The organism is Thermocatellispora tengchongensis, from assembly GCF_014202315.1.
In the GTDB taxonomy this organism is placed as follows: domain Bacteria; phylum Actinomycetota; class Actinomycetes; order Streptosporangiales; family Streptosporangiaceae; genus Thermocatellispora; species Thermocatellispora tengchongensis.
This window is the reverse complement of sequence record NZ_JACHGN010000012.1, coordinates 339,037-361,412: the sequence shown is the minus strand read 5'-3', so window position 1 is coordinate 361,412 and position 22,376 is coordinate 339,037. Positions and strand designations below refer to the sequence as shown.

Below are 22,376 nucleotides of genomic sequence, written 5' to 3'. Positions count from 1 at the left end.
GGTGTGGGAGAGTAGGTCACCGCCGGACAATTTATGAAAAAGGGTCGCCCCGTGAGGGGCGGCCCTTTTCGTGTTTCCGGGCCGGGATACGCGCTAGCGTGATGGTGTGAACGCGAGCGTGGGCGATGTCAGGCAATGGCGGGTGCGCCGGGATGTCCTGGCTCTGAAGGCGGTCGGGCTGGCCGTGGCCCTGGTGCTGTTCGTGCTGAACATCGACGATCTGAGGGCCGTCATGCTGTGCTCGGTCCTGGTGGTCGGCCTCGGGGTGCTGGTCGCGCGCGATCTGGTCGCGCCGGTGCGGCTGGCCGCCGACGGGCGTGGGATCAGCGTCGTGCGCGGTTTCTCCCGGATGGAGTGGATCGACTGGGACAAGGTGGAGCACATCTCCGTGGACGTGCAGCACAGGTATGGCCGCCGCTGGGAGCACATGGAGATAGACACCGGCGACCGGATCTACGTGCTGAGCTCGGCGTCCCTCGGTGAATCGTGCACCGAGGCCGCGGCCGAACTGCGTCGGCTCAGGGCGGCGAAGACGCATCCGGACGATAGTGGTTCGTAGCGTTTCGCGTGCTTGCTAGGCTAGAGGTGCCGGGCCACCCCACCGCGGGTGGCCTTCGTCGCGTCAGGCCACCCGGGCGGGGTGGCGGATAGAAGATGAAAACGGGGCGCAACCCGCGGCCGGCGAGTCCGCCCGAACAGCGAACTCCGTCCCTGAAGCGGGACGGCACGGCACAGCCGAGTCGCTGCGTGAGCCAACGAAATGGATAGAAGTGAACAGAGATAACGGACGTGAGGCTGCGGGCCGGCGTGATGAGGGCGGAAACCGCGCGCCGGGCGCAGGTGGCGAGCGGGCAGGGCGCGGTGGCTACGAGGGTGGCCGTGGCCGGCCGGGGGACGGCCCCCGCTATGGCGAGCGCCGTACGGGACGCGCGTACGGGGATCGTGAACGCGGCGACCGCGGCGGGGACGACAGGGGACGGCGCTACGAGGACCGGGGCGCCCGGCGACCGGATCGCGAGGGCGGCGAGTGGCGATCGGGCGGCAACGACCGCCGAGGGCCTGGACAGTACCGCGACCGTGACGACAGGCGTGGCGCCGGGGGCGGCTACCGTGACCGGGGCGAGGGCGGCGGCTGGAACGACCGCGGTGACCGCGGCTTCCGGCGTGACCAGCGTGACTCCGGCGGCCCGCGCGACGACCGCGGCTACCGCGACCGGCGCGGCGAGCGGCAGGACCGCGGCGACCGTCCGTACCGGGGCGACCGCCCCTACCGTGACGATCGCGGCTACCGGGAGGAGCGCACCTACCGGCGCGAAGACCGTCCGTTCCGCGGCGACGACCGCGGGTTCCGGCGCGGCGGCCCCGCAGACCGCGGCGACCGCGGGCCGGGCTCGTACCGCAGGGAGGAGCGCGGGGGCCGCGAGGACTGGCGGCCGCGCGACGACCGGGGTGGCAGGACGTACCGCGACCGGGACGATCGCGGCGGCAGGACGTACCGCGACCGTGACGACCGGGGCGGCAGGACCTACCGCGACCGTGACGACCGGGGCGGTTTCCGCCGCGACTACCAGGGACCCCGGGAGGAGCGCGGCCCCCGTGCCTACCGCGACCGCGACGAGCGCGGCCCGCGCGGATTCCGCCGCGACGACCGGGGTTTCCGGCGCGACGACCGTGTGGAGCGTGGTGAGCGCGGCCAGCGGGGCGGCGAGCGCGACAGCGGCCGGCCGTACGGCGGCCGTGACGACCGGGGCCGTCCGGGCCACGGGGGGCGGGAGCGCCGGCCGTACGGGCGGGAGCAGGGCGGCGACCGCGCGCCCGCGCCCTCCCGCAGCAGGTACGTCGGCGGGCCGCGCGACGAGCAGCGCGAGGGCGAACGGCGTACGCGCGAACAGCTTCCTCCGCTCGCGCCGGACATCACCGCCGAGGAACTGGACCGGGACGTGCGCGACGAGCTGCGCTCCCTGCCCAACGACCTCGCCGACCTGATCGCCCGCCACCTGGTGGCGGCGGAGCGGGCGCTGGCCGAGGACGACCCCGAGCAGGCGTACGAGCACGCGAAGGTGGCGCGGCGCTTCGCCGCCCGCATCGGCGTCGTGCGCGAGGCGGCGGGCGTGACGGCGTACCGCGCCGGCCAGTACGCCGAGGCACTGGGCGACCTGCGCGCGGCGCGCCGGATGACCGGATCGGACGCCTATCTGCCGATCATGGCCGACTGCGAGCGCGGCCTCGGGCGTCCCGAGCGGGCGCTGGACCTCGTACGCTCCCGTGAGGCCGAGCGGCTGGACCGCGCCGGCGCCATCGAGCTGGCCATGGTCGAGTCGGGCGCCCGCCGTGACCTGGGCCAGCACGAGGCCGCCGTGATCACCCTGCAGCGCCTGCCGGAACTGCGCGACCCGAGGCCCCGGCCCTGGTCGGCGCGCCTTGCGTTCGCGTACGCCGACGCGCTGGCCGACGCCGGGCAGCAGAAGGCGGCGGTGGAATGGTTCGAGCGCGCCATGGCCTTCGACGAGGAGGGCGAGACCGACGCCGCCGAGAGGTACGCGGAACTGACCGGCGAGACGATCGAGGACCTGGAGGAGGACTTCGAGGAGGACTTCGGCGAGGAGCCGGAGGCCGCCGCCGCGCGCACCGAGTCGGACGTCGTCGTCGAGCTGCCCGAATCGGACGACGACATCGACGACCTCGCGGAGCTCGACGCCCAGATCGAGGGTGAGGACGACCTCGAAGAGGTCGAGTTCGGCGACGAGGACGACGAGGATGAGTACGACGAGGACGACGAGGACGAGCTGGAGGCGTACGAGACCGCCACGACGGCCCGCCCCGTCCGCGACTCGACCCCGGAGGACACCGAGTCCGCCGACGACGGCGCGGAACAGGCGGCGGACCGCCCATCCGCGGTGGTCGGCCAGGTGGTCGGCATCGTGCCCGCGTTCATCGAGCCGGACTACCGCCTGACCGAGTCGAATGAGCCGGATGACTCCGATGAGCCGGACAACCTCGACGACGTAGATGACGTGGATGACGTGGATGACGTGGCCGACGTCGATGACCTCGACGACGAGGCCGAAATTGAGGTGAAGGACAAGCCCGGCGACGGCGACGAGCCGGAGAAGTCCGACTCCGACGCCACCTCCGACGACAAGGCCGTCACCGACGACGCGACCCCCGGGGCCGCCGAGCAGCGCCGCGAGGACTGACCGCTGCCGCCCGGGTGAAGACGACCCGCCCCCGCTGCCGGAATGTCCGGTGACGGGGGCGGATCGGTTGCGGCACGTCCTGCCGGGGGTGGGCCTGGCGGCGCGGACGCGAGCCCGGCTCGCTGCCGAACGCCCGCCGGGATCAGGGCTTGGCCCGGTCCAGCCAGTGCATGATCCCCGCGACATTGGACGGCGCGCCGCTGAGCAGCTCGAACCGCTCCGCGGCGTCGGGGGCGTCGCTGCTCAGGGCGGCGTAGCGCTCGCGCGTGCGTTCCCTGACCATGGCGACCGCGTGGTCGAGGTCCATGCCCTGGGAGTGCGCCTGCTTGGTGAGGTCCACCCAGACGCGCAGCTCCTCGGCGGATCGCTCCAGCGTGGCGCGTACGTCGGTGACCGGGCCGTAGTGGCTGAACAGCAGCCGTTGCGGACCCAGCGCCTCGAACAGGGCGATCGAGTCGAGGGCCGTCTGCAGGTCGAAGTCCGGGGGCGGGGTGGCGGGACGGAGGTCGCCGGTCTGCGGGAGGTACACTCCGGCGGCGTCGCCGACGTACAGGTCGCCGGTGGCCGAGTCGATCAGGCCCACGTGGTGCTTGGCGTGACCTGGGGAGTAGTGGCTGCTCAGGGTACGCCCGTTGCCGAGATCGACGACCCCGGTGTCGCCCAGGGCGCGGATGCGGGCGGCCTCGGTGGGGGAGAGGGCGCCGAACAGGGTGTCGAGCTGGTCGCCCCAGACCATTTTGGCGCTGGCCATGAGCCGGGAGGGGTCGGCGAGGTGGCGGGCGCCCTTCTCGTGGACGACGACCTCGGCCGAGGGGAAGTATCGCGCGATGTCCCCCACGCCGCCCGCGTGGTCGAGATGGATGTGGGTGACCACCACCGTCGCGAGGTCGTCGGGGCCGACCCCGAGCGAGGCGAGCGCGTCGCGCACGACCGGGGCGGAGGTGGACGTACCGGTCTCCACAAGGCACGGTCGATCGCCGAGGATCAGGTATCCGGCGGTGATGCCGGAGTAGCCCGCCATGCGAGTGTCGATCTCGTACACGTCGCCGCCGAGGGCGGTGATGTTGTCCACAGGTCACCTCTCCGCTGTCGCGGTCATCCCCAGAACGGCGTTCGGGCCATCCCGGCACAGCTCACATCGTAAAGACTGGGCCTCCCCAAGGCAGGAACCGGCCGTGGAAGGAGCCCGAGATGGACCGCAACGAGATCACCTTGACCGGCCGCGTGTCCAGGCCGCCGGTCCAGAAGCCGCTGGCCAGCGGCAACACCCTGACGACCTGGCTGGTCGTGGTACGCCGCCCACGCCGGCCCGGCGAGACCGCCCCCGTCGACACCATCGAGTGCATCACGTTCGAGGACGAACTGGCGGCCTCGGTGTGCCAGTGGCGCCCAGGCGACGTGGTGGAGGTGGCGGGATCGCTGCGCCGCAGATTCTTCACCGCGGCCGGCGGCAAGACCAGCACGTACGCCGTCGAAGCCACCACCGCACACCTCATCGAGCGAGGCCCGCCCCCACGCCCCACCAAGTGGCGGCCCACTGAGCCCACGAGCATCGACCGCCCACGACACAGGGAGCGGCTTCCCCACACCCCTCCCACCCCTGCTCCAGAGGAGCCCGTGCCGCCCCCACGGGGCCCGGCGTAACCGCTCAACGACGGTGCTGGTTGGACGCGGCCGTCAAGGCGCTCGGCGCCGCCCTGGTAGAGGACACCAACGACTTCGCGGCGCTGCCGCGGCGTACGGGTGGACGGTGGCCCGCCCGACCGCGCCGTGCTGGCCCCACACGGCCCGGTGCATCCGTCTCCCACCCTTCCGCTCCCCGACCGGATCGCGCCGGCCCGCAAGCGCGCCTGCATAACCGCACGGCCGCCGACGTCGTGGCCGATGGTCGCACTCGGGCTGCTCGTCCGGCGCCACCATCGTCCCGCTCCAGGGCCTGCCGCTGCGGGGTCAGCATGTCCGGGCATGGGGTACGTGGGCCGCGGCGCGCCACCATGCCGAGGCCGGGGTTGTGGTGCGGTGGCATGCCGGGGCCGGGGGTGTGGCGCGGCGGGGTTGTGGTGCGGTGGCACGCCCAGGCCGTGGCTGTGGCGCGGCAGGATGTCCGGGTCGGGTTGTGGGGCGGCGGCATGCCGGGGCCGTGGCCTTGGCGCGGCGGCATGCGCGGGCTGGGGCTGTGGCGCACTACCATGCCGTGGCCGTGGCCGTGGCCGTGGCCGTGGCGCGGCAGGATGTCCGGGGTCGGGTTGTGCCGCGGCAGCATGTCTGGGGCTGGCGCTGGGGCTGGGGCTGGGGCTGGGGCGCACCACCACGCCGCGGCCATGGCCGTGGCGCGGCAGCGCGCCCGGGCCGGGACTCGGGGCCGGGGCGCGCCGTGGCCGCCAGCACGCCCCGGCCGGGGCCGTTGCGTACCCACCACACCTGGGCTGGGGCGGTGGGACCGCAGCATGCCTGGCCCGTGGCTGTAGCGCGGCAGGATGCCTGCAGCATGCCCGAGCCGGGGCCGTGGCGCGGGCAGCATGCCGGAGCCGGGGCCGTGGCGCGGCGAGCATGCCCGAGCCGAGCCAGGGCGCATCACCGCGTCCCAGGGTGCCGCCGCTGCCCACTACCACTGCCACCACTACACCCACACCGCTCGCCCCACCTTGGCCGGGACGATGTGAACGCGCGGCGAACGGGGCCGTGCCCGTGACGGGAAAATCCGTGGCGCGGTGGGTGGGGTGGTCGTTAACCTGAGCATCCGTTCAGGAAAAAGGGAGTGCAGTTGCCAACCATTCAACAGCTCATCCGCAAGGGCCGGCAGAAGAAGGTCCGCACCACCAAGGCGCCCGCGCTCAAGGGGGCGCCGATGCGGCGCGGGGTGTGTGTGCGCGTCTACACCACCACCCCCAAGAAGCCCAACTCCGCGCTGCGCAAGGTGGCGCGGGTCAGGTTCCGTGAGGGGACCGAGGTCACGGCGTACATTCCGGGGGTGGGGCACAATCTCCAGGAGCACTCGATCGTGCTGGTGCGCGGCGGCAGGGTGAAGGACCTGCCGGGTGTGCGATACAAGATCGTGCGTGGCGCGCTCGACGCCCAGGGGGTCAAGAACCGCAAGCAGGCTCGCAGCCGGTACGGAACGAAGAAGGGCTGAAAATCCTGTATGAGTATTCAGCTTTATTGCGGTGCGGGCCGCACCGGCGCGCGGAGTGGTGAGGGCCCGCCATTAAGCTTCGCTGCGTGGCGGGTGTCAAGGGGCAGGTGCAGCGGCGCGGTGTCGAGCGGAGGCGGGCGATCATCGAGGCCGCGATCGACCTGTTCTCCCGCCGCGGCTACCGCAACACCGGCATCGCCGCGGTGGCCGAGCAGGCGGGTGTGACCGCTCCCGCCGTCGTGCACCACTTCGGGAGCAAGGAGAAGCTGCTGGAGGCCGTGCTGGCGGAGCTGGACGAGCGGGCGCTGCGGCGGCTCACGGGCTACCAGAGCCGCGACACGCTGGCCTCGCTGCGCGCCATCGTCCGTGACGCGGAGCACACGGTGGCCGACCCGGCCACGGCCTCCCTCTACACCGTGCTGGAGGTGGAGAACCTCGCCTCCGACGCGCCTCTGCACCACACCTTCAGACGGCGCAGCCGACTGCTCCGCTTCCATCTGGCCGAGTTGCTACGCGAGGGCGTACGCGCGGGCGAGCTGGACGCCGGCCTCGACCCCGACATGAAGGCCCGGGAGATCGTGGCCTTCATGGAGGGTGCGCAGTTGCTGTGGCTGCTGGACCCGGAGGAAGTGGACCTGGTGGCTCTGTCGGCCTCCTACGTGGACACCCTCGTCACCTCGATCGCCGCCCACCCACCCGGCCCTGGCCCCGGTTCCGGCTCCGGAACTGGTGGCGACTCCGGTTCCGGCTCCGGCCCCACCTCCTAACGGCGGGCGCGGGACGCGACGCTTCACTTGCGGGCCGCTGGCCGTGCGCCTTCCTGCCGGCGGTGGTGCCTCGCTACGGTCTCGGTCCTGGCCCCTGGTCTCGGCCATGGCCCTCTCTAGTCCTGATTTCGCCCCTGGGCCCGTGCTCGCGCCTGGGCCCGTGCTCGCGCCTGGGCCCGTGCTCGCGCCTGGGCCCGTGCCCGTCCCTGGGCCTGTGCCCGCCCCTGACTCTGGCCCCGCCCTGGCTCTGGCCCTGCTCCTGGCTCCGGAACCGGTGTCCCGCCCCACCTCCTTACTGCGGGGCGGGACGCGACGCTTCGCTTGCGGGCTGCCGAGGTTCCTGGCGGTCCGGGGTGTGGGTTAGTCATGGCGAAGGCGCATGATGAGGCCGGGTGCGGGGTTTGGGGCCGAAGGAAGTGGACTTGCGGGGGACGCATTGGCCCTCGGCCGCCACGGCTTCCTGTCGCTGGTGCCGTTTGGCCCCGGACCTGGCCCCCGCCCCGGACCCGGACCTGATCCTGGACCCGGTTCTGGCCCCACCTCCTGACGGCGGTTGGGACGCGACGGTTCACTTGTGGGGCGCTGGCCGTGCGGCTTCCTGTCGGCGGTGGCGCCTTGCTCCGGAACCCGCCCTGGCCCTGGTCTCGGTCCTGCCCCTGTCTCGGTCCTGGCCCCAGCCTTGGGCCCTGGTCTCGGCCCCCGGCCCGGGCTCCGCAACCGGCTCCCGCCCCTACCTTCTGACGGCGGGGCGGGGGCGGGATGCGACCCTTCGGGGTTCCGGGGTTTCCGGCGATCCGGAGTGGGTTAGTCGTTGGCGAAGGTGCGCATGATGAGGCCCGTGCGGGGTTTGGGGCCGAAGGAGGTGGACTTGCGGGGGACGCGTTCGCCCTCGGCGGCCACACCCAGAACGTCGTCCACCGACAAGGGGTTGAGGATGACGGCGGTGCCGCCTGTGCTCGCGGCCTGGCGGATCGCGGCGTCGGGGTCGTGGTGGACGATTCGGACCGTGCGTTCGTCGTCGTGCAGTCCCCATACCTTGGGGAGCAGGAACTCGGCCAGGATCGAGGTGTTCAGCGCCTGCCACTGTGCCGATCTGTCGGCCGGCATCGCGTGTCTGAGCTGCAGGGGGTCGGGGTCGGTGAGCAGGTGGGCCGGGCCGCCTGCGCCGGCCAGGAGGTAGGCGGGCTCGGGGGCGGTGGCGAGTGCGGCCAGGCCCTCGGCTCGCACCGCGTACTCGTGGACCTGCCACGCCCCTTTGGCACGGGCCACCGCCTGGGCGAGCGGCAGCCCGGGGATCACCCGGTGGATCGGCTTGAGGTCCGGGGGATAGGCGGTGGAGTCGACCAGCAGCGCGAGCCCGTAGTCCCAGGGGCCCGGGCCGTCGCCCGCCGCGTGGTGCTCGCGCTGGAGCTCCAGGTAGGTGGCGTAGCGGTGGTGGCCGTCGGCGATGAGCGCCTGGCGGTCGCGCAGATCGTCGTTCAGCAGCGCGATCTCCGAAGCGTCCGTGATCGCCCACAGGCGGTGCCGGCGCGCGGGCCCCGGGCCGCCGTTGCCGTCCTCCACCACCACGTCGGTGACCGGCGCGCGAGTGGTGGCCACCTCGGTGAGCAGGCGCGCGGTGCTCTCGCCGCCCTCGTACAGCAGGAAGATCGGCTCCAGGTTGGCCTGGGTGGTGCGCATCAGCGCCAGCCGGTCGGCGACCGGGCCCGGCATCACGTCCTCGTGCGGCAGGATGATCCGCCGCTCCGGCGGCGTCAGCGCCACGTCGCCGATCAGGCCGCGCTGCAGCACGCGGTCGCCCGCGCTCTGCTCGTACACGTAGATCGCGGGCTCGGGGTCGGCGGCGAGCACGCCCTCGGCCAGCCAGGCGCTGAGCGTGTCGCGCGCCTCGGCGTATCTGTGCCGGTCGGCGCCGGGAAGGATGAGCCGCACGACGTTGTTGGGATGGGAGGACAGGAGGGCGCGGGCGTCGTCCTCGCCGATCAGGTCGTATGGCGGGGAGGTGACCCGGGCCACGTCGCCGACCGTGTAGCGCACGCCGTGAAACGGGCGCAGCTTCAGCCCATCGGGCACCGGCAGTTCAGGATTCGCCATATCGGGCATGCTCCCATACAGGCCTGAATCGTCCAGGAGGTGGCGCAAAGGCGCGGCATCCCCAATCCGTCAGGGTTCGATCCGTTGTGCTCGGCCACGTCGTTCAAGGAGGCCTCACACATGATCCAAGGCCGTAGCGGCCCAGATGATTCCCCCACCTACGGCGAGGGAACCCCTGCGGGGGATGTGTACGACTGGTTTCAGCGGGGTGTGAAGCTGTTGCGTGAGGGCAGTCCGGCGGCGGCGTGCGCGCTGCTGGAGCGGGCCGCGGAGGCGGCACCGGAGTCGCGCAGCGTACGCGAGGCGCTCGCCCGCGCCCAGTTCAACTCCCGCCAGTACGCGGAGGCCGCCGACAGTTTCCGCCTGATCCTCGACGCCAATCCGGCCGAGGACTACGCCTATTTCGGTCTCGGGCTGGCCCTGTGGCGCACCGGCGACATGGAGGCCGCCCAGGAGCCCCTGGCCATAGCCGTGGCCATGCGGCCCGACCATCGCGACTACGTGTCCGCGCTGAAGAGCGTCCGGGCGACGCTGCGCGCCCGCCGCGAGATGTAGCGATCCCTCTCTTCTGCAGTCAGGCCTCGCCGGTGATGGGTCCGCGGGCCATGGGTCTTCCGTTTCCGTCCGGCAGGGCCGTCCCGTCCCCACGGCCCGGACGCCCCGCACGCACGCGAGGGCCATAGGGTGGCGGGCGGGAACCGGCGTGCGGTGGACGGGAGGATGCGTGGCCGAGTTGGGCGGTGCGGGGCTGGTCGCCGCGTACGACACGTTGCTGCTGGACCTGGACGGGGTCGTCTACCTGGGGCGGCACGCGGTGCCGGGGGCGGCGGAGGCGCTGACGCGGGCCCGCGACGGCGGGACGCGCCTGGCGTACGTGACCAACAACGCGTCGCGCACCCCTGCCGCCATCGCGGAGCATCTCACCGACCTGGGCGTGCCCGCGGGGGCGGAGGACGTGGTGACCTCGGCGCAGGCGGCGGCGCGGCTGATCGCGGAGCGGGTGGAGCCGGGGGCGCCGGTGCTCGTGGTGGGCGGCATGGGCCTGCGCCAGGCCGTGCGCGCCCGCGGCCTGCGGCCGGTCTCGGCCGCCGACGAGGGGCCCGTCGCGGTGGTGCAGGGGTTCTCGCCCGGCCTGTCGTACGGCCTGCTGGCCGAGGGCGCGATAGCCGTACGCCGGGGCGCGCTGTTCGTGGCCGCGAACGCCGACGCCACCATGCCCACCGGCCGCGGCGAGGTGCCGGGCAACGGGGCGATGTCGCGCGTGATCGCGACCGCCACCGGGGTGGAGCCGATCGTGGCCGGAAAGCCGCGGCCCCCGCTGCACCGCGAGTCGATGCTCCGCACCGGAGCGCGCAACCCCCTGGTCGTGGGCGACCGCCTCGACACCGACGTGGAGGGCGCGACCAACGCGGGCGTGGACAGCCTGCTGGTTTTCACCGGGGTGGCGACGCCGCTCGACGTGCTCACCGCCGCCCCTCCGCACCGCCCGACCCATCTGGGCGCCGACCTGTCGGCGCTGCACCGGCCCCCCGCGGACGTACGCCGTACGCCCGGCGGCGCGTGGACCTGCGGCGGGTGGACCGCGAGCTGGGAGGGGGACCGGCTGTCGCTCACCGGGACGGGCGGCGACCCGCTGGACGGCCTGCGCGCCGCCGCCAGGGCCGCCTGGGAGGCGGCGGGGGACGGGGCCGCGGACGAGGACGCCGTCAAGCCCGCACTGGCCTCTGCGGGGCTGTGAGGCCGCTCCAGCCCTGCCCTGGGTTGCTCCGGCACCGCCTCGGGTTGCTCCGGCCCTGCCCTGGGCTGCTCCGGCACCGCCTCGGGTTGCTCCGGCCCTGCTCTGGGCTGCTCCGGTGCCGCCCTGGGTTGCTCCCGCCCCGCCGCCCCAGGCCGCTCCGGCGGCATCGGATCGGGCCGTGCCGGATCCGGGGCGTCAGATCCGGCGGCGTCGGGTCCGGGGTGTCCGATACGGCCGTGCCGGGTCCGGGGGCGTCTGGTCCGGCCGTGCCGGGTCCGGGGGCGTCTGGTCCGGCCGTGCCGGGTCCGGTGGCGTCTGGTCCTAGGGCGCCGGTTCCGGCGGTGTCAGAGCAGCTTGCGGAGGCGCAGCAGGTCGCCGAAGCTCGCCTCGACCTTCACCCGGCCGGAGAACAGCGCGCGGGCCATGTCCAGTTCGCCGGCCACCAGGGACACCAGGTCGTCGCTGGAGATGGTCAGGCGCACGTCGGCCACGCCGTTCGAGGAGGCGGCGTGCTCGTCGACGAACGGGTCGAGGCCGCCGTGGTGGATCCGGCCGTAGAAGGTCGTGCCGAGGTCGGAGATGTGGCAGCTGATCGTCCGCTCGACGACGTGCTTGGCCTTGGTCTCCTCGTCGACTTCCTCGAACTGCTCCGCGAGTTTGCGCAACGCCGCTCTGCACTCCTCGACGGTCGCCATAGATCGCATTCCCTTCGTGTCAGGACCGGCCGAAAACCTCCTACCTATGGACGGTAGCGTTCCACATGCGGAGCGCGTGGAATCAGGCATAGGGGGGCGGGGTACGTGCGGGTCGCGACGGATCTCACGGAAGGTACAACGTCCGGGCCCGTGCCCGGGTTCGCCCCATTCTCACATCCGGCGCGGCCGTCGTGTGGGCGCCCCCGCACCGGCCCGCCCCGGTCGCGTAATGGCCCGCCCCGACCCCGGTCTGGCCAACCGGGGTGCGCCGGGCGGGACGGCGGGCGAGACTGGTGCCGCGAACAGGGCGGCTGAGGGACCCCATCACGAAGGGTGTGCCGGACAACATGACGGCCAGGAAAGGCAGCGGAGGGCGCGAATGACGGACTTGCCGCGTGAGACGGGCGACGAGCGGGTCGAGGCGACGCTACGGGCGCTCGACCGGCTCGCCGGGACGCCCGTCGGCGAGCATGTCGCCGTGTTCGAGGAGGTGCACGCGGGCCTGGAGCGCGTGCTCGCGTCGGCGGACGACCACGCCCCCGGCGGCGGCGCTCCCCAGGGGAACGCCGGGCACGAGGGCGGGCCGGGGCGCGCGGGTGACCTTGCCGGCGTGGGCGGTCCTGCCGGCGTGGGCGGTCCTGCCGGCGTGGGCGGTCCTGCCGGCGCGAGCGGGCTTGCGGGCGCGGGTGGTGGTGCGAGCGTGGGCGGTCTCGCGGGCGCGGGTGGTCCCGGGGTCGTGGGGCGTCCGGGCGTCGCGGGGCCTGCCGGGGTCCCGGGGCCTGCCGGGGTCCCGGGGCCTGCCGGGGGCGCGGGGCGTCCCGGGGGCGCGGGCGGCGGTGTCGTTCGGGGCGTCGGCGGGTGAGCAGGCGCACGCGGCTCGACAGCGAGCTCGTACGCAGGGGCCTGGCGCGGTCCAGGGAGCAGGCCGGCGACCTCATCCAGGCCGGCCGGGTCAGCGTCGGCGGGCGGGTGGCGAGCAAGGCGGCCACGCAGGTGGACACCGCCTCGGCCATCGTCGTCGCCGAGTCGGAGTCCGGCCCCGACTACGTCTCGCGCGGCGCGCACAAGCTGCTCGGCGCGCTGGAGGCGTTCACGCCGCGCGGCCTGGCCGTCGCGGGGCGGCGGTGCCTGGACGCGGGCGCGTCCACCGGCGGGTTCACCGACGTGCTGCTGCGCTCCGGCGCCGAGCACGTGCTCGCCGTGGACGTCGGGTACGGCCAGCTCGCCTGGTCCCTGCGCACCGACGCGCGGGTGACCGTGATGGAACGGGTCAACGTGCGCGATCTGACCCCCGAGATGGTGGGCGAGCCGCCGCCCACGCTGGTGGTCGGCGATCTGTCGTTCATCTCGCTGCGCCTGGTGCTGCCCGCGCTGGCGCGGTGCGCGGCGCCGCGGGCCGACTTCGTGCTGCTGGTCAAGCCGCAGTTCGAGGTGGGCAAGGAGCGGGTGGGCGCCGGCGGCGTCGTACGCGACCCGGAGCTGCGCGCCGGGGCGGTGCGCGACGTCGCCGCGGCGGCGCGCGAGCTGAGCCTGGACGTGCGCGGGGTGACCGCCAGCCCGCTGCCCGGCCCCTCGGGCAACGTGGAGTACCTGCTGTGGCTGGGCAGGGGCGAGGGGCCGCCGCCCGTGCCCGACACGGAGGCGGAGATCCTGCGGGCGGTCGCGGAGGGGCCCAGGTGAGCGAGACGAGGAGGACCCTGCTGATCACCGCCCACACCGGGCGGGACGCGGCCGTGGAGAGCGCCAGGTTCGTCGTGGGCCGGCTGCTCGACGCCGGCCTGGACGTACGGGTGCTCGACACCGAGGCCGAGGAGATGGGCTGCGAGGGCGTGCAGATCGTCCCCTCCGGGCCGGAGGCCGTCAAGGACGCCGAGATGATCATCGTGCTGGGCGGCGACGGCACCCTGCTGCGCGCGGCCGAGCTGGCCAGGCCGGGCGGCGTGCCGCTGCTCGGGGTCAACCTCGGCCACGTCGGCTTCCTGGCCGAGGCCGAGGTGGACGACCTGGCCAGCGCGGTGGACGGCGTCGTACGCCGGCGCTACGACGTCGAGGAGCGGCTCACCGTCGAGGTGACGGCCCGGCGCAACGGCGAGGTGATCGCCGAGACCTGGGCGCTCAACGAGGTGACCGTGGAGAAGTGCGACCGCATGCTGGAGGTCGTCGCCGAGATCGACGGCCGCCCGCTGTCGCGCTGGGGCTGCGACGGCGTGATCTGCGCGACCCCGACCGGCTCCACGGCGTACGCGTTCTCGGCCGGGGGCCCGGTGGTGTGGCCGGAGGTCGAGGCGCTGCTGCTGGTGCCGATCAGCGCCCACGCGCTGTTCGCCCGCCCGCTCGTCGTCTCGCCGCGCTCGACGCTGGCGGTGGAGATCCTGCCCGACACGCCGGGCGGGGTGCTGTGGTGCGACGGCCGCCGCCGCTACGACCTGCCCTCGGGGGCGCGGGTGGAGGTGCGCCGGAGCCCGACCCCGGTGCGCCTGGCCCGCCTGCACGGCGCGGAGGACACCGGCGCCCCGTTCACCGACCGTCTGGTCGCCAAGTTCGACCTGCCGGTCCAGGGCTGGCGGGGGCGCGTCCGCCCGTAGCGTACGAAGGCCCGGTTCGCGCAGGTTGCGCGGGCCGGGGACGGGACAAACGGCCGTCGGCGGGGTTCACTGGGCATACGAGAGCACGGGCCGATCGGGGCCGGAGCGCGTAGGATCGTGCCGCGCGCACCGTACAGGTGTTCGGTGGCTTGGAAGGGACGGGAGGGACCAGTGCGACCCAGGGTCGAGGAGGTCCGCATCCAGGGGCTGGGCGTCATCGAGGAGGCCGTCCTGGAGCTTTCGCCGGGGTTCAACGTGGTCACGGGCGAGACCGGCGCGGGCAAGACGATGGTCGTGACCGGCCTGGGGCTGCTGTTCGGCGGCCGGGCCGATCCCGCGCGCGTGCGGCCCGGCTCCGACAAGGCCGGCGTCGAGGGCACCCTCTACATCGAGCCCGGCGGGCGCGTGGCGCAGCAGGTGGAGGACCTCGGCGGCGAGATCGAGGACGGCCGGCTCATCATCTCCCGCACGGTCTCGGCCGAGGGCCGCAGCCGAACCTGGCTGGGCGGCCGGTCGGTGCCCGTCGGCACGCTCACCTACCTCGCCGAGGATCTCGTGGCGGTGCACGGGCAGATGGATCAGCAGCGGCTGCTGCAGCCCGGACGCCAGCGGGCGGCGCTCGACCGCTACGCGGGCGAGGACCTGGTCAAGCCGCTGCGGGCGTACGAGCAGGCGTACAAGCGGCACAAGCAGGTCAGCGAGGAGCTGGCCGAGCTGACCAGCAGGGCCAGGGAGCGCGCGCAGGAGGCCGACGTGCTCAGGTTCGGCCTGGAGGAGATCGAGAAGGTCAACCCCAGGGCCGGTGAGGACGCCGAGCTGAAGGAGGAGGAGGAACGCCTCTCCCACGCCGACGCGCTGCGCGGCGCGGCCACCACGGCCCACGGCGCGCTGGTCGCCGACCCGATGAGCAGCGCCGAGTCGGTGCGCGACGCGATCTCGCTGATCGGCGAGGCCCGCGCGGCGGTGGAGGCCGTGCGCGACTTCGACCCCGCGCTGGGTGGGCTGGCCGACCGCCTCGCCGAGGCCGGCTACCTGGTCTCCGACGTCGCCACCGAGCTGGCCGCCTACGCCGAGTCGGTCGAGGCCGACCCGGCGCGGCTGGCGGCGGTGCAGGAGCGCCGGTCCCTGCTGGCCGGGCTCACCCGCAAGTACGGCGACGACGCCGCGGGCGTGCTGGCCTGGGCCGAGCGCGCCGCGCAGCGGGTGGCCGAGCTCGACGGCGACGACGACCGGATCGAGGAGCTGACCCGCGAGCACGAGGAGCTGACGGCCCGGCTCACCGCCCTGGCCGCCGAGGTGACCGCGGTGCGCACCGCGGCGGCCGAGCGGTTCGGCGAGGCCGTCACCGCCGAGCTGGCCGCGCTGGCCATGCCGCACGCCCGGGTGGTGGTGCATCTCACCCAGAGCGAGGAGTTCGGCCCGCACGGCGTCGATGAGGTCGAGCTGCGTATGGCCGCCCATCCCGCCGCGCCGCCGCTGCCGCTGAACAAGGGCGCCTCGGGCGGCGAGCTGAGCCGGGTGATGCTCGCGATCGAGGTCGTGTTCGCGGGCGCCGACCCGGTGCCGACGTTCGTGTTCGACGAGGTCGACGCGGGCGTGGGCGGCAAGGCCGCGGTCGAGATCGGCCGCCGCCTGGCCATGCTCGCCCGCACCGCCCAGGTCATCGTGGTCACCCACCTGCCCCAGGTCGCCGCCTTCGCCGACCAGCACCTCGTGGTGGAGAAGGCGAGCGACGGCAGCGTGGTGCGCAGCGGCGTGGTCGCGCTGGACCACGAGAGCCGGGTGCGCGAGCTGTCGCGCATGCTCGCCGGCATGGAGGACTCCGAGCTCGGCCGCGCCCACGCCGAGGAACTGCTGTCCATCGCCGCGGCCGGCAAGGCCTGACCCCGGCCTCCCGCTGTCACCCACTCTTGATCTGATTTCGGAGAGATGGGCGCGTTGCCGGGGATCGTCTTGTAGATATGGAGAAGTGGGTCGTTCCGGGCCGGCGTGCGGATCGGATCGGCCCATTACGACGTGTGACGTAACCGACACGCCGTGATGTGCGGGACCGTCGCGGTCGCGCGCTCTGGCAGGATGGTCACGATGAAGGTGCCGACCATGAGGGTTCCGGGCCTCCGCCGCTGGAAGGTCGATGATCTTCCCGGGGTGACGGCAGTGGCGAGGATCGATCGGCGGACCAAGAGGCTGACCAAGCGCCTCGCGGCCGGGGAGATCGCGATCATCGATCATGTCGATCTCGACCGGGTGAGCGCGGAGGCGCTTGTGGCGTGCGGCGCGTCGGTCGTGGTCAACGTCGCGGCCGGCATCAGCGGGCGCTACCCCAACCTGGGCCCGCAGATCCTGGTCGACGCCGGCGTGACCTTCGTGGACAACGCCACCCCCGAGCTGTTCGAGCGGGTCTCCGACGGCGATCTCGTCCGCGTGCACGACGGCGTCGTCTACCTCGGCGACGAGGTCGCCGGCAAGGGCGAGGTGCAGACGCGCGAGACGGTCGAGGCCGCGATGACCGAGGCCCGCGCGGGCCTGTCGGTGCAGATCGAGGCGTTCGCCGCCAACACGATGGAGTACGTCCGCCGCGAGCGCGACCTGCTCATCGACGGCGTCGGGGTGCCCGACATCCGCACCCCGATGGAGGGGCGGCACGTCCTGATCGTGGTGCGCGGCTACCACTACAAGGAGGACCTGGCCACCCTGCGGCCCTACATCCGCGAGTACCGGCCGGTGCTCGTGGGCGTGGACGGCGGGGCCGACGCGCTGCTGGAGGCCGGATACCTGCCCGACCTCATCGTCGGCGACTTCGACTCGGTCTCCACCAAGGCGCTGACCTGCGGCGCCGAGCTGGTCGTGCACGCCTACCGCGACGGCCGCGCCCCGGGCCTGGAGCGGGTGCGCGAGCTGGGCCGCGACGCGGTCGTGTTCCCCGCGCTGGGCACCAGCGAGGACATCGCGATGCTGCTCGCCGACGACAAGGGCGCCGACCTGATCGTGGCGGTGGGCACGCACGCGACGCTGATCGAGTTCCTGGACAAGGGCCGCTCTGGCATGGCCAGCACCTTCCTCACCCGGCTGCGGGTGGGCAGCAAGCTCGTGGACGCCAAGGGCGTCAGCCGGCTCTACCGGAGCCGGATCTCGACCTGGTCGCTCCTCCTGCTCGTGGTCACGACCCTGATCACCTTCGGCGTGGCGCTCGGCGTGTCGCCGATCGGCCGCATCTGGATCAACGGGCTGCGGGACTTCTGGAACGGCTTCATCTTCTGGCTGGTCGGACTCTTCTCGTGATCGATTTCCGGTACCACCTCGTCTCCATCATCGCGATCTTCCTCGCGCTGTCGGTCGGCATCGTGCTCGGCGCGACGTTCCTGCAGGAGCCGGCGATCAGGCTGGCCGAGCAGACCGTCGTGCAGGTCCGGCAGAACAACAACGACCTGCTCTCCCAGGTCGAGGAGCTGCGCCGTACGAGCGGCGAGACCGACGCGTTCGTCGCCAACGCCACCCAGGCGCTGGTGCAGGGCGACCTCGCCGGCGAGCGGGTGCTGCTCGTGGAGCCGCCCGGCGTCACCCCGGCGATCCGCGACGCGACCCAGCAGGTGCTGACCCAGTCGGGGGCGGCGGTGAGCGGGCGGATCACGCTCACCGACAAGTACCTCGACCCGCAGCAGCTCAACCTGGTGGACCAGCTCGCCACCGCCGCCAAGCCGGCCGACATGACCTTCCCCGCGGGCGCCACGGCGTACGACAAGGCGGGCGCGCTGCTGGCCGCGGCCGTGGTCACCGGCGACAGCGCCGAGGCCGGGCGCGAGAACCCGGCCGCCACCGGCGTGCTGGACGCCTTCCAGAAGGGCGACCTGATCACCCTCAGCGGCGAGCCCGCGCTGCGCGCCACGCTGGCCGTGGTGCTCGCGCCGGCCGACCCGTACGAGGGCGAGGGCGCCGACACCCGCAACGGCGCGCTGATCGCGCTGGCCACCGCGCTCGACGCGGCCGACGCCGCCACCGTCGTCGCCGGCCCCCAGACCTCGGCCGCCGCGGGCGGGCTGATCGCGGCGCTGCGCGACTCCGGCGAGGCGTCGAGCGTCGTGTCCGGCGTGGACACCGCCGATCTGCCCGCGGGCCGCATCGTGGTGGTCTACGCTCTGCGGGAGCAGTTGGCGGGCGACGCGGGCCAGTACGGCCTGGGCGCCGGCGCCTCGGCGTTCGAGCCCGCGCCCGTCCCCACCCCCACTCCCAGCGCTTCCGGAGGCTGACCCCATGGCCTTGGCCCGCGCCCTTCGTGGCCGCCGCATCGGACCTCTCGCCGCCGCGATGGGCGGCGCCGCACTGGGGGCGGTGGCGGCGCGCGCCGCCTACACCGCCTTCCGCCGCCGGCCGCCGGTCGGCGAGGAGAAGACCTGGACCCGCACCAACCACCGGGGCGAGCCGATCACGCTGCTCGAAGGGCCCGCGTTCGCCACGGGCGCGAGCGTCGCGGCGGCCCTCGCGCCCGGCCTGCCCGTCAGGGCCAGGGCGGCGGCGGTGCTGGCGGGCGTGGGCAGCGGCGTCCTCGGCGCCTACGACGACCTGTACGGCGGGGCGTCCTCCAAGGGGTTCAAGGGCCACCTGAGCGCACTGGCCCGGGGCGAGGTCACCACCGGGGCGGTGAAGATCCTGGGCATCGGCGGCACCGGGCTGGCCGCCGCCGCGCTGGTCTCCGACGGGCCGGTGGACACCGCGCTCAACGGCGTGATCGTCGCCGCCTGCGCCAACCTGGCCAACCTGTTCGACCTGCGGCCCGGCCGCGCGATCAAGGTCGGCCTGCTCACCGGCGGCCCCCTGCTGGCCGTGGCGGTCGCCCGCGGCGGCGCCGAGCCCGCCGGCGCGGCCACGGCCGCGCTCGCGGCGGTGCCGCTCGGCGCGGCCTCGGCCCTGCTGCCCGAGGACCTCGGCGAGCGGGCCATGCTCGGCGACGCCGGCGCCAACGCGCTGGGCGCGCTGCTCGGCCTGGCCGCGGTTACCCGGCTCGGCCGGCCCGCCCGCCTGGTCCTGCTCGGCACGGTCGCCGGGCTGACGGCGGCGTCCGAGAAGATCAGCTTCACCAAGGTGATCGCGGGCAACCCGCTGCTGAACCGCATCGACATGCTGGGCCGCCGCCCCGCCCCGGCGCCGCAGGCCCCCGTGGTCGCCGCCGCCCCCGAGCCCGCCGAGGCGGGAGCCTGAGCGAGCCGCGCCCGTGACCAAACGCCTCGGGCAGGGGCTCGCCGGGGCGGCGGTGCTGATCGCCGTGATCACGGTCGCCGCGCGCGTGACCGGGTTCGGCAAGCAGCTCGCGTTCGCGCGCACGGTGGGCACCAACTGCCTGTCCACCGCCTACTTCACCGCCAACCAGATCCCCAACCTGGTCTTCGAGATCGTCGTGGGCGGCGCGCTGGCGGGCATGGTCGTGCCCGTGCTGGCCGGGGCCGCCGCGCGCTCGGCCGCCGAGGACGCCGCGGCGGCCGAGCGGGAGGAGGCGCGGCGGCAGGTCGGGTGGATCACCTCGGCCCTGCTGACCTGGGTCGTGATCGTGCTGGTGCCGCTGGCCGTGCTCACCGCGCTGGCCGCCGGGCCGGTGATCGCGCTGTTCGTCGGCCCCGAGCTGCGCGGCTGCAACACCGGCGACGTGCTCGCCGTCGCCACCCGCATGCTGGTCGTCTTCGCCCCGCAGATCCCCCTGTACGGCCTGGCCGTGGTCCTGTACGGCGTCCTCCAGGCGCACCGCCGCTTCGCCGCGCCCGCGCTGGCCCCGCTGGTCTCCAGCCTCGTGGTGATCGTGGCCTACCTGGCGTTCGTGCCGCTGAGCGGCGGCGTCACCGACCCGGGCACGGTTCCCGGGGCCGCCGAGCTGGCCCTGTCCGTCGGCACGACCCTGGGCGTGCTGGCCCTGGTGGTCACGGTGCTCGGCCCGGCGGGCGGGCTGCGGCTGCGCCTGCGGCCCGCGCTGCGTTTCCCGCCGGGCGTGGCGGCCCAGGTCCGGCGGCTGGCCGTGGCCGGGCTGGCCGCGCTGCTGGCCCAGCAGGCGGCGACGGCCCTGGTCGTGGTGCTGGCCAACCGGGCCGTGGGCGAGGGCGCCATCGCCGCGTACAACTACGCCTGGGCGATCTACCAGGTGCCGTACGCCGTGCTGGCGGTGCCCATCGCCACCAGCGCGTTCCCCGTCCTGTCGCAGCGCGCCGCGGAGGATGAGGCGTTCGCCGAGGTCAGCGCCCGGACGAGCCGGGCCGTCATCCTCGTCTCCGGCCTGGCCGCCGGGCTGCTCGCCGCGGTGGCCGTGCCGGTCGCGGCGGTGTTCGTCGAGGGGGCGGCGAGCGCGGTGCCCGCCACGGAGCTGGGCGCGGCCATCGCGCTGTTCGCCCCGGGCCTGGTCGGCTACGGCCTGATCGCGCACCTGAGCCGGGTCCTGTACGCCGCGGGCCGCGGCCGGGCCGCCGCGGCGGGCACGGTCGCGGGCTGGGTGGCGGTGATGGCCGCCCAGACGGCGCTGGTGCTCACCCTGCCCGCCGACTGGCGCATCGGCGGGCTCGGCCTGGGCAGCGCGCTGGGCATGACGGTGGGCGGGGCGGTGCTCGCGCTCGCGGTGGCGCGCGCCCGGGGCGCGGCGGCGCTGCGCGGCGCGTGGCGGGCCACCGCGGCGGCCGTGCTCGGCGGCGGCCTGGCGTGGGCGGCCGGCGCCGGGGTCGTGGCCGCCGCGGGCGCCTGGACCGGACCGGAGGGCGTGTGGCAGGCCCTGGCCGTGGCGTGCCTGGCGGCCGTCGCGGCGCTGGCGGCCGGAGGTGCCGGGATCGTGCTGGTGGCGAGACGGGACGCCGAGGCCCTGCTCGCGAGGCTGCCGCTGCCCCGGGCGCGGCGGGGAAGGGAGCGCGTGGATGGCTGAGCGAAGGCAGGAGGGCCGGCGCATCCTGCTCGTGCTGGGCACGAGCACCGGAGGGGTCGGGCGGCACGTGCGCATGCTCGCCGCCGGCTTCGCCGACACGGGGCACCGGGTGGTGGTGGCGGGGCCGCGCGCCACGGAGGACGCCTTCGGCTTCACCGGGGCCGGGGCCGTGTTCGCCGAGGTCCCGATCTCCGAGCGGCCCAGCCCGGCGGGCGATGTACGGGCGGTCGCCGCGCTGCGCCGCCTCGCCCGCGGGGCCGACGTCGTGCACGCCCACGGCCTGCGCGCCGGCGCGCTGGCGGGCCTGGCCCGCACCCTGCCCGTCCGCAGCACCGGTACGCCGCTGGTGGTGACGCTGCACAACGCCCGCACGGCCGGCGGGGCCGTCGGCGCGGTCTTCGCCGCGCTGGAGCGGGTCGTGGCCGCGACGGCGACCACCGTCCTGGCCGTCTCGCCCGACCTGGCCGCCCGCATGGCCGCGCTCGGCGCCCCCCGCGTCGGGCACGCCGTCGTCCCCGCGCCGCCGCTGCGCCCGCCCGCCCGCACCCCCGCCGAGGTGCGCGCCGAGCTGGGCCTGGCCCCCGGCCGGCCGCTGCTGCTCACGATCGCCAGGCTGGCCCAGCAGAAGGGCCTGGAGACCCTCCTGGACGCCGCCGCCTCCGCCCGCTCCGGGGCCCTGTTCGCCATCGCCGGAGACGGGCCGCTGCGCGAGCCGCTGCGGCGCAGGATCGAGGCGGACAAGCTGCCGGTGGCGCTGCTCGGCGACCGCGGCGACGTGCCCGACCTGCTCGCCGCGGCCGACGCCGTCGTGGTCGCCAGCCGGTGGGAGGGCCAGCCGCTGAGCGTGCAGGAGGCCCTGCGCGCCGGCCGCCCCATCGTCGCCACCGACGTCGGCGGGCTCCCGGCCATGGTCGCCGACGGCGCCGGGCTGCTCGTCCCGTACGGCGACGCCGCCGCCCTGCGCGACGCCGTGGACCGGGTGCTCGCCGACCCCGCCCTCGCCCGCGCCCTGTCCGAGGCCGCCGCCCGGCGCGGCCGGAACCTGCCCGGCGAGCGCAAGGCCGCCGCCTCGGCGCTGACCGCGTACGGCCTGTGAGCCCCTGAGCCTGAGCCCCTGAGCCTGCGAGCTGTGAGCGCTGAACCCGTGAGCCCCCGTGAGCCTGTGAGCCCTGAGCCTGTGAGCCTTGAGCCCCTGAGCTTGTGAGGCTGTGAACCGCGCGCCGGTCGCCCCCGCGATTTAGAGTGGAGGGCGGTTGATCAGGGAGTATCCGCCCAGCG

At 74.5% G+C, this 22,376-nt stretch carries 19 protein-coding genes; 16 read left to right on the top strand and 3 right to left on the bottom strand.

What is annotated here, in order from left to right:
* Positions 1-106 precede the first annotated feature (106 nt).
* Complete coding sequence (locus HNP84_RS55270) at positions 107-559, top strand: PH domain-containing protein (RefSeq protein ID WP_185052909.1); 453 nt, start codon at positions 107-109, stop codon at positions 557-559.
* 211 nt (positions 560-770) lie between these two features.
* Positions 771-3,197 (top strand): hypothetical protein, encoded by a 2,427-nt coding sequence (locus HNP84_RS28075; protein ID WP_185052908.1) that lies wholly within the window; start codon positions 771-773, stop codon positions 3,195-3,197.
* A 142-nt stretch (positions 3,198-3,339) separates the two neighbouring features.
* On the opposite strand, the gene HNP84_RS28070 is transcribed toward HNP84_RS28075, so the two are convergent.
* Entirely contained in the window at positions 3,340-4,269 is a 930-nt protein-coding gene (locus HNP84_RS28070) for an MBL fold metallo-hydrolase (protein WP_312925845.1), read from the bottom strand.
* Between the two features lie 119 nt (positions 4,270-4,388).
* Here HNP84_RS28070 and HNP84_RS28065 point away from each other — a divergent pair, with 119 nt between their 5' ends.
* The 3 genes from HNP84_RS28065 (at position 4,389) to HNP84_RS56225 (ending at position 7,097) form a co-directional block, all read left to right on the top strand.
* Positions 4,389-4,841: a single-stranded DNA-binding protein gene (locus HNP84_RS28065; protein WP_185052907.1), complete on the top strand. Its 453-nt coding sequence runs from the start codon at positions 4,389-4,391 to the stop codon at positions 4,839-4,841.
* A 1,120-nt stretch (positions 4,842-5,961) separates the two neighbouring features.
* Positions 5,962-6,330 (top strand): 30S ribosomal protein S12, encoded by a 369-nt coding sequence (gene rpsL, locus HNP84_RS28060; protein ID WP_185052906.1) that lies wholly within the window; start codon positions 5,962-5,964, stop codon positions 6,328-6,330.
* An 86-nt stretch (positions 6,331-6,416) separates the two neighbouring features.
* Positions 6,417-7,097, top strand: a complete 681-nt coding sequence (locus HNP84_RS56225) for a TetR family transcriptional regulator (RefSeq protein WP_185052905.1) — start codon at positions 6,417-6,419, stop codon at positions 7,095-7,097.
* An 804-nt stretch (positions 7,098-7,901) separates the two neighbouring features.
* On the opposite strand, the gene HNP84_RS28050 is transcribed toward HNP84_RS56225, so the two are convergent.
* Positions 7,902-9,200 carry a DUF1015 family protein gene (locus HNP84_RS28050; RefSeq protein WP_185052904.1) on the bottom strand — a complete coding sequence of 433 codons (1,299 nt, stop codon included), beginning with the start codon at positions 9,198-9,200 and terminating at the stop codon, positions 7,902-7,904.
* A gap of 201 nt (positions 9,201-9,401) precedes the next feature.
* Here HNP84_RS28050 and HNP84_RS28045 point away from each other — a divergent pair, with 201 nt between their 5' ends.
* Positions 9,402-9,746, top strand: coding sequence for a tetratricopeptide repeat protein (locus HNP84_RS28045; RefSeq protein ID WP_312925841.1), 345 nt, complete (start codon positions 9,402-9,404; stop codon positions 9,744-9,746).
* 169 nt (positions 9,747-9,915) lie between these two features.
* Positions 9,916-10,929 (top strand): HAD-IIA family hydrolase, encoded by a 1,014-nt coding sequence (locus tag HNP84_RS28040; protein WP_312925839.1) that lies wholly within the window; start codon positions 9,916-9,918, stop codon positions 10,927-10,929.
* A gap of 344 nt (positions 10,930-11,273) precedes the next feature.
* On the opposite strand, the gene HNP84_RS28035 is transcribed toward HNP84_RS28040, so the two are convergent.
* The gene (locus tag HNP84_RS28035; RefSeq protein ID WP_185052902.1) at positions 11,274-11,624 is read right to left on the bottom strand and encodes an SCP2 sterol-binding domain-containing protein; all 351 of its coding nucleotides are present in this window, start codon (positions 11,622-11,624) and stop codon (positions 11,274-11,276) included.
* 379 nt (positions 11,625-12,003) lie between these two features.
* Between HNP84_RS28035 and HNP84_RS55255 the strand changes: the two genes are divergently transcribed.
* From HNP84_RS55255 to HNP84_RS27990, 9 genes are all read left to right on the top strand, one after another.
* Entirely contained in the window at positions 12,004-12,486 is a 483-nt protein-coding gene (locus tag HNP84_RS55255) for a hypothetical protein (protein ID WP_185052901.1), read from the top strand.
* The gene (locus HNP84_RS28025; RefSeq protein WP_185052900.1) at positions 12,483-13,304 is read left to right on the top strand and encodes a TlyA family RNA methyltransferase; all 822 of its coding nucleotides are present in this window, start codon (positions 12,483-12,485) and stop codon (positions 13,302-13,304) included. The genes HNP84_RS55255 and HNP84_RS28025 overlap by 4 nt, the downstream gene beginning before the upstream one ends.
* Complete coding sequence (locus tag HNP84_RS28020) at positions 13,301-14,209, top strand: NAD kinase (protein ID WP_312925835.1); 909 nt, start codon at positions 13,301-13,303, stop codon at positions 14,207-14,209. Before HNP84_RS28025 ends, HNP84_RS28020 begins: the two co-directional genes overlap by 4 nt.
* A gap of 171 nt (positions 14,210-14,380) precedes the next feature.
* Positions 14,381-16,093: a DNA repair protein RecN gene (recN, locus tag HNP84_RS28015; RefSeq protein ID WP_185052899.1), complete on the top strand. Its 1,713-nt coding sequence runs from the start codon at positions 14,381-14,383 to the stop codon at positions 16,091-16,093.
* Positions 16,094-16,294: 201 nt separating this feature from the next.
* On the top strand, positions 16,295-17,491 hold the full coding sequence (steA, locus tag HNP84_RS28010; RefSeq protein WP_185052898.1) for a putative cytokinetic ring protein SteA: 1,197 nt from the start codon (positions 16,295-16,297) through the stop codon (positions 17,489-17,491).
* Positions 17,488-18,456: a copper transporter gene (locus HNP84_RS28005; protein WP_185052897.1), complete on the top strand. Its 969-nt coding sequence runs from the start codon at positions 17,488-17,490 to the stop codon at positions 18,454-18,456. Before steA ends, HNP84_RS28005 begins: the two co-directional genes overlap by 4 nt.
* 4 nt (positions 18,457-18,460) lie before the next feature.
* A complete protein-coding gene (locus tag HNP84_RS28000) occupies positions 18,461-19,405 on the top strand; it encodes a hypothetical protein (protein WP_246518746.1) in 945 nt (314 codons plus the stop codon).
* A gap of 13 nt (positions 19,406-19,418) precedes the next feature.
* Complete coding sequence (murJ, locus tag HNP84_RS27995; protein WP_185052896.1) at positions 19,419-21,098, top strand: murein biosynthesis integral membrane protein MurJ; 1,680 nt, start codon at positions 19,419-19,421, stop codon at positions 21,096-21,098.
* Positions 21,091-22,194 (top strand): glycosyltransferase family 4 protein, encoded by a 1,104-nt coding sequence (locus HNP84_RS27990; protein WP_185052895.1) that lies wholly within the window; start codon positions 21,091-21,093, stop codon positions 22,192-22,194. Before murJ ends, HNP84_RS27990 begins: the two co-directional genes overlap by 8 nt.
* Positions 22,195-22,376: the final 182 nt, after the last annotated feature.